General features: G+C 62.6%; 8 protein-coding genes and 1 pseudogene. 7 read left to right on the forward strand and 2 right to left on the reverse strand.

Annotated elements, in window-relative coordinates; translation table 11 throughout:
- Nucleotides 1-10: 10 nt before the first annotated feature.
- The 6 genes and pseudogenes from WBQ77_RS10155 to WBQ77_RS10180 all read left to right on the forward strand — a co-directional run bounded on the left by WBQ77_RS10155 (nt 11) and on the right by WBQ77_RS10180 (nt 2,949).
- Nucleotides 11-172 (forward strand): hypothetical protein, encoded by a 162-nt coding sequence (locus WBQ77_RS10155; RefSeq protein ID WP_424042626.1) that lies wholly within the window; start codon nt 11-13, stop codon nt 170-172.
- Nucleotides 173-301: 129 nt separating this feature from the next.
- A pseudogene (locus tag WBQ77_RS10160) lies at nt 302-541 on the forward strand (VIT1/CCC1 transporter family protein); the annotation flags it as partial.
- Between the two features lie 20 nt (nt 542-561).
- Complete coding sequence (locus WBQ77_RS10165; protein WP_424060101.1) at nt 562-1,080, forward strand: VIT1/CCC1 transporter family protein; 519 nt, start codon at nt 562-564, stop codon at nt 1,078-1,080.
- A 134-nt stretch (nt 1,081-1,214) separates the two neighbouring features.
- The gene (locus tag WBQ77_RS10170; protein WP_424060103.1) at nt 1,215-1,628 is read left to right on the forward strand and encodes a linear amide C-N hydrolase; all 414 of its coding nucleotides are present in this window, start codon (nt 1,215-1,217) and stop codon (nt 1,626-1,628) included.
- A gap of 36 nt (nt 1,629-1,664) precedes the next feature.
- A complete protein-coding gene (locus tag WBQ77_RS10175) occupies nt 1,665-1,817 on the forward strand; it encodes a hypothetical protein (protein WP_424042623.1) in 153 nt (50 codons plus the stop codon).
- A 193-nt stretch (nt 1,818-2,010) separates the two neighbouring features.
- On the forward strand, nt 2,011-2,949 hold the full coding sequence (locus tag WBQ77_RS10180; protein ID WP_424060104.1) for a hypothetical protein: 939 nt from the start codon (nt 2,011-2,013) through the stop codon (nt 2,947-2,949).
- A 52-nt stretch (nt 2,950-3,001) separates the two neighbouring features.
- On the opposite strand, the gene WBQ77_RS10185 is transcribed toward WBQ77_RS10180, so the two are convergent.
- Nucleotides 3,002-4,324, reverse strand: a complete 1,323-nt coding sequence (locus WBQ77_RS10185; protein ID WP_424060106.1) for an MFS transporter — start codon at nt 4,322-4,324, stop codon at nt 3,002-3,004.
- An 85-nt stretch (nt 4,325-4,409) separates the two neighbouring features.
- On the opposite strand from WBQ77_RS10185, the gene WBQ77_RS10190 reads away from it, so the two are divergent.
- On the forward strand, nt 4,410-5,000 hold the full coding sequence (locus WBQ77_RS10190; RefSeq protein ID WP_424045267.1) for an HdeD family acid-resistance protein: 591 nt from the start codon (nt 4,410-4,412) through the stop codon (nt 4,998-5,000).
- On the opposite strand, the gene WBQ77_RS10195 is transcribed toward WBQ77_RS10190, so the two are convergent.
- Nucleotides 4,997-6,120: SH3 domain-containing protein (locus WBQ77_RS10195; RefSeq protein ID WP_424060108.1), on the reverse strand; the 1,124-nt coding region annotated here is incomplete at its 5' end. The two genes, WBQ77_RS10190 and WBQ77_RS10195, sit on opposite strands and share 4 nt — an antisense overlap.

A 6,120-nucleotide genomic window follows, 5' to 3' on the forward strand; every position in this document is an offset into this window, starting at 1 on the left:
TGGGGGCCGTATGGAAGACGTGCTTGAACGCTGGCGGTCGGAAAAGACTTCATCCTTCCTCTCTGATGCCGTTGCAGCTAATGAACCGGACCCGAAGCGCGCCAAGCTTTTCGGCAAGATGGCAGAGGCGGCGGAGGCGCAAGCCGCCATTATTGCAAAGGATCTAAAGTAGGTCCCCGAATTCAAGCCGTCCGCGCGGACGCGGATCACAGTCTTCCTCTTAGGTATTTTGCCGCCACGTGCCATGCGAAACGTTCTGTCCGCACACAAGGTGCGAGGCATTTCGGTCTATCGCTGCAAGATGCCCGAGCCTGAGGTCAAGCAGGAGCCACAAAAGAGCGCGGCGGGCGACAGTAGCCATCCCTGGCCAACCTCGGTGGACGATATCGGCCGCCAGCATAGGAACTATACAAGCGGGACCCTGCGCGCTGGCGTGTTCGGTGTGAACGACGGGCTCGTGTCGAATACCTGTCTGATTATGGCCGTGGCAGGCGCCGGTGTGGGGCCGAGCGAGATTCTGTTGACGGGAATCGCCGGACTGCTTGCAGGCGCCTTTTTTCCATGGGCGCGGGCGAATTCATCTCGATGCTGTCGCAGCGGGAAATGTTCGAGCATCAGATCGCCCAGGAAAAGGACGAGCTCGAGCGCTATCCCGATCAGGAGGCCGAGGAGCTCGCGCTGATCTACGAGGCGCGCGGCATTCCGTTCGACGAAGCGCGCGACATGGCCAAGCATCTTATTGCGAATCCCGAAAAGGCGCTCGATGCGTTGACCCGCGAGGAACTCGGTCTCAATCCTGAGGAGCTCGGATCGCCGATCGGTGCCGCGCTATCGTCGTTCCTCACCTTCAGTGTTGGGGCATGCGTGCCGCTCGTGCCCTACCTTATGGGCTACGAGAAAGAGGGCACCGTGATCGCCGCGGTTCTCGCAGGCATCGCACTGTTCGGCGTGGGGTCGGCGCTCAGCCTGTTCTCGGGCAAGGACGCGATGCTCGGCGGTGGGCGCATGCTCGTCGTCGGTTCGATCGCGGCGGCGGCCACCTACTTCATCGGGTCGCTGCTTGGCGCGAGCGTCTCGTAGCGAACATCAATTGACGAACGCCGCTTGCGGTGAACGCAGGCCGTTGTCGAAAATTCTAAGACTTCTTGTCGCTTGGTCTTAAAGCTGCATCGAAGTGCAACCCCCGGTTAAGAGTGCCTTAATGACCGCCGCGCATGCTGCCGCCGGAATTCGATGAAGGAGAGATCGTCATGATCCGACGTGCTGCAACCTATGTCTTTGCCGCCTCGCTTGCCCTTGCGACATGGTCGGCTCTAGCTTGCACAGGCCTCAGCCTCAAAGCACAAGACGGCGCTGCCGTCCGCGGCCGCACGCTTGAGTTCGGCTATACACTCAAGTCGAACCTTCTTGTGGTTCCGGCCGGTAAGGAGTTCAACGCCGTCCTTCCCGGCGATTTCACGCCGCCCTCGCGTTTCGTTCGCGCCGCGATGTTCAGCCAGAACGCGACGCCGAACAAGACAGCCGAGGACGCCGTCTTCGCCACATTCCATATCTTGAACCAGTTCGACCTTCCCAAGGGCTCCATAGTCTACGACAACCCCAGCCTTCCTCCTGAGGTCACGCAATAGACGAGTGCCAACGGCCTTGAGAATCTCCGTTACTACGTGCGTACGCGTCAGGATCAGGCGCTCCGGATGGTGGACTTAAAGGAGGCCCTCAAGGTCTCCAAGGGCGCGGTCAGCGTCATCAATGTGCAAGACTCCCAGCAGCAAGTCTTGAACATCTCCGCGGAGGTGAGGCCCGCCGAAGCCAACTAGCGGGCTGTTGCAGGACTTATTCAAACGGCCTCGGGGACACCTCCCTGAGGCCGTTTTCGTCAGGACGGGGCTAAACTGTTTCAATTAGAGACAAATTAGCAAGAAGTTTGCGCAACGCGGCGCGGAATGCGAGACAAGCCGCGTCGCGCCGAATAGGATCGGCGCCGTTGGGGTAATTATTCTGCGCATCATCATGACGTCGTCATTCTTGAAAGTTCTTGGCGGGTCCAGGTGTGGACTTGCCTGTGTTTTGATCTTGTCGCTCGGTCTGCTTGTCTTCGCGTCACCCTTTGCTGCGGCGCAGGATGCGCCGGACGCAGAAGAGGCCGCGACCGAGCAGGCCGCGCCGGGTGGCCAAGCCACGGATGACGGTGAGTCTGGCGAGGCGGCCGCCGAAGAGGCCGAACCGGCGGCCGGGCCTTGGAATGTTTCGGAGCCTTGCGCGAACGTTCAGCATCCCTATCAGGCTGATGTTTGCCAGCAAGCGCGGGTGGCCGAGGCATCGGAGAGCACGGCCAGGCTCACGCGTCTTTTGATGCTGATCGGCCTTCTTGCCCTGTTGGTCCTGCTACTGATGCTCGTGCCAGTGATTATGGCGGCTCTGGCGGCGCGGCGGGCGGCCGATGGCACCGTGTCCTCTGTGCGCCTTTCTTCGCCATCGAAGTCCACGGACCGCGAAGCCGAACTGCGGGCCTATGTCGATGTGGACTCGCTCGAATTCATCGAGACCCCGGAAGCCGACAGCATCGTCAAGGTGAAGATCATCTACCGCAATTCGGGGCAAACGCCGGCCTTCAAACTCGAGAGCCTGACCGAGATGGAGGTCGTCGACAGTGCGGACGATGAGGACTTGCCCGTTCGGTCCGTGCCGGACGACGGTCCTCTCGCGCCGTCGCGCGCGCGCCTAGGCCGCGACGGCACTGCGACCGTGATCGTTCAATGCGATACGGGCCCCAAACTTGCCGACCGTGTCACGAACGGCGAGGCGACCATTCTCGTCTGGGGCGCGGCCGACTACTACGACGTGTTCGACCGCAGGCGCCGGACGATCTTCCAGTATTTCTGCAACGCCGATACATTGGATACGGGCGAGATGTTTCGGCCCATGGTGCGCGGCGACGAGGTGGGCTGAACCCCGCGCGGCGGATAAAGTGGCGCGAACCAAAACAGAGACGGAGCGCAGCTCAAGCTCCACGCCGGACTAAGGCTTGGCTCCTTGAACCACGGATCGCGGCTCCCGGAACGTGAGTGCCATGACGCCGCCAAGGGCGAGTACGGCTGCAAGGAACAGGAGCGCTGCGGAGAAGCTGCCCGTCGCTTCCTTCAGGAGGCCGACGATGTAGGGCCCGGCGAATCCGGACGCGTTGCCTAGTGAGTTGACGAGCGCGATCCCTGCCGCCGCGCTGGCGCCGGTCAGGAGTGCGGTGGGCAGCGACCAGTACGGGCCTAACGCAGCATAGAAGCCGAGCGTGGCCAGCGTCAGAGCCACCATGGTCGGGAACGAGCGGGCCGGAATAGGCGGACCAGGCGAAGGACGCTGCCGCCAGGAACAGGGGGAGCGCGATGTGCCAACGCCGCTCGCCCACCCGGTCCGAGTGGCGTCCCCACAGCACCATGGCGATGGCGGCGAAGAGATAGGGGATCGCCGTGAGAAAACCCACGGAGAGCGACCCAAGCCCGAAACCGCCGATGACCTGGGGCATCCAGAATCCTATGCCGTAGAGCCCGGTTACCATGAGAAAATACAGTCCCCCGAGCGCCAGCACGCGCGGGCGGGTCAGGGCGTTGCGCAAATTCGCGTATCCGAACGCTTCGGTCGCCTTGGCTTCGCGTTCAAGGGTGTTTGAGAGCGCGGACTTCTCCTCATCCGTCAGCCAATGCGCCTGGCCTGGCGAATCCGTGAGAACCACCAAGGCAAGCACGCCGAGAACGATGGCCGGAATGCCCTCGATCACGAACAGCCATTGCCAGCCGGCGAAACCGAGAAAACCATGCATCTGAAGCAGCGCGCCGGAGAGCGGTCCGCCGAACACCGTGGCAAGCGGGACCGATGCCATGAACAGCGCGACGATGCGGGCGCGCTCGGCCGCGGGAAACCAAAAGGTCAGATACAGAATGATGCCCGGGAAGAAACCGGCTTCGGCGATGCCGAGCAGGGCGCGCGTTACATAGAAGCTCGTTTCCGAATGCACGAGCGCCATGGCGCAGGCGACGAGGCCCCACGAAATCATGATGCGCGCGATCCATATCCGTGCGCCGAATTGCCGGAGGGCGAGATTGCTCGGGATCTCGAAGACGATATAGCCGAGAAAGAAGATACCGGCGCCGAAACCATAGACCGAGGGCGAGAACCCCAAGGCATCGTTCATGTGCAGAGCGGCAAAGCCCACATTGACCCGGTCGAGAAAATTGATCGTGTAGGCAAGGCACAGAAATGGAATGAGCTGGACCGTTGCTTTGCGGATCGCGCGCGCAAGGGCGTGGGCATCGTCGCTCTGACGCTTCATCAGCTTCCCGCTTGGCGTATGCTGTCCCCAAGAATCAAATCAATATCGGATCGATTGGCCGACACCCTAGAGGAGGGCTCAACCAATGGCTATTCCAGTAGATGTCGCCGCTGCGGCGCTGCGTGAGGCAATGCGCGAGACGGTGAAGCGGTATTCTCTTTGGTACCTGATCCAGGGCGTGTTGCTTGTGGTGGCCGGCGTGCTGGCGATCATCTCGCCGGTCATCGCGTCCGTTGCGGTCGTGTTCTTGCTGGGCTGGATCTTGATCATCAGCGGCGTCCTGCAGGGCATCGGCTTGATTGGCGCCAGCAACGTTCCGCATTTCTGGCTGCAGCTGATTTCCGCAGTGCTCGCGATCCTGATCGGCGTGTTGTTGCTACGCGCACCCGATAGCAGCGTGCTCATCATGACGATGCTGCTGATCGTCTATTTCATGGTCGAGGGCATCGCCAAGGTGATCTTCGCACTGACGATCCGGCCGTTCCCCAATTGGGGGTGGGTGCTAGCAAGCGGGCTGGTCGGGATCATTCTGTCCTGCGTTCTGTGGGCGAACATGCCGCTCACCGCCGACTGGGTGCTCGGGCTGATGCTTGGGTTGCTCCTGATCACCGAGGGGGTGGCGCTCACCTATCTCGCCTGGAATGTGCACAAGGCGCCCGCTGTGAGTGGCGCCTAAGGCGCACTGCTCTCTTTCAGGAACCGGTTATAGATGTAGCCTTCTCGCGCGGTTTTGGGGTCGGCGATTCGAACCCAGTTGCCCTCGCGGCCGACCACGCGAAGCTTGGTGCCCGTCAGTGCCACCTTGTCGGATCCGGCCGTAGAAGAGGGGGCTTTGCGGATGTTCACAGGGGTCTTGACTTCCATCCATTCCTCGTGGGCGGAGAGGCTGGTTGCTGCCCGCATGAACATGGACAACGGTCCGGGCTTGGGCTCTTCCTCGGAGGCAAGCAATTGCGGCCGAACCGAACTCGTCGCGGACGTGCGATTGCTCGCAATACGCTGCCGCGCGTCCTTGGCGATTGGCTCCTCCTGAGCGGTAGGCACGTCTTGAGCGATCCGCGCGCGCGCCGGCCTCGCGTGCGGATTCCTTAGCGGCGAGGAGATTCCTTGTGCTGGGCTCGCCGACGCCATGATTCCCGCAGGCTCGGGGATTGCCGGCTCCGTGCCCCAGCCGTCCGTCAGTCTACTGAGCGTGGCGTCGCGGTCCGCAACGCCAAGGCCTGCGGCTCTCGCGTACCACTTGGCGGCTTGGGCCCGGTCGGGCTTGATACCCTGAACGCCCATCCGCGCGATTATGTCCGGGTCGTAGGTGGCGCCGACCGCCAGCGCTGCCTCACCGCTTCCGGCTTCCGCGGCGCGGCGGTAATAAGCACGGGCGCCAGCGAAGTAACCCACATCGATCATTTTCCGCCCATGGGCCATCAGCCCGTCGATACGATCCGTCTCCCCGGGCCGTACGGCGAACCCGGACGAAAGTGGGGGAGCCACCTGAGGCCGAGCTGCCGTACGGACCTCGCCGTCGCTGCCCGCCGCGATTGAAGGGGCGGAGGAGCGCGGCGGACTTATGCTGATCGACAGTGCCGCCGACGTGTGCGGGCTGGCGCCCGGATGGGAGACCAGGCCCGCGTCCTCGAAGACCCTATCCAGGTTGAGGTCCTCGATCCCGCCGAGCATCATCATCCCCGCGACCAGGGCTGCCGCGGAGACGAGCCCTACCGTGACAGCAAGTGCGAAACGCCGGGGCGCTTCGGCCGGCTGGTTCGGGGCGGGCTCGATGCGCGGCAGTACGGTAGGAT

It is taken from the genome of Methyloceanibacter sp. (assembly GCF_049590335.1).
In the GTDB taxonomy this organism is placed as follows: Bacteria; Pseudomonadota; Alphaproteobacteria; order Rhizobiales; family Methyloligellaceae; genus Methyloceanibacter.

Coding starts and splice junctions, on each gene's coding strand:
- WBQ77_RS10155 (WP_424042626.1), top strand. CDS start 11: ATGGAAGACGTGCTTGAACGCTGGCGGTCGGAAAAGACTTCATCCTTC.
- WBQ77_RS10165 (WP_424060101.1), top strand. CDS start 562: ATGGGCGCGGGCGAATTCATCTCGATGCTGTCGCAGCGGGAAATGTTC.
- WBQ77_RS10170 (WP_424060103.1), top strand. CDS start 1,215: ATGCTGCCGCCGGAATTCGATGAAGGAGAGATCGTCATGATCCGACGT.
- WBQ77_RS10180 (WP_424060104.1), top strand. CDS start 2,011: ATGACGTCGTCATTCTTGAAAGTTCTTGGCGGGTCCAGGTGTGGACTT.
- WBQ77_RS10185 (WP_424060106.1), bottom strand. CDS start 4,324: ATGAAGCGTCAGAGCGACGATGCCCACGCCCTTGCGCGCGCGATCCGC.
- WBQ77_RS10190 (WP_424045267.1), top strand. CDS start 4,410: ATGGCTATTCCAGTAGATGTCGCCGCTGCGGCGCTGCGTGAGGCAATG.